Source organism: Erwinia sp. PME.40.26/001, assembly GCF_055556675.1.
This window is the reverse complement of the sequence record NZ_JBVHNP010000497.1, coordinates 1-212: the sequence shown is the minus strand read 5'-3', so window position 1 is coordinate 212 and position 212 is coordinate 1. Positions and strand designations below refer to the sequence as shown.

General features: G+C 54.7%; 1 pseudogene. It reads left to right on the top strand.

What is annotated here, in order from left to right:
• A pseudogene (locus tag ACZ3HG_RS25125) lies at positions 1–212 on the top strand (DUF4258 domain-containing protein); the annotation flags it as partial.

Below are 212 nucleotides of genomic sequence, written 5' to 3'. Positions count from 1 at the left end.
AATGCGCTGAGTGATATTGCTCAGGCGCAGTCTGAAGGCAAAACGCTGGAGCAGAAGGCGGGTGAGTACGTTGAGGCTGAGAACGAACGCTATAAGAAGGCCAACTGCAGCGGCATGAGCGCCGAAGCCTGCTCGGTGAAGATGTACACGGAACGGCGTGAAGCGTTGAAAGATATGGTGTCAACGGGTGCAGATTTTGTGCCGGTTGTTGG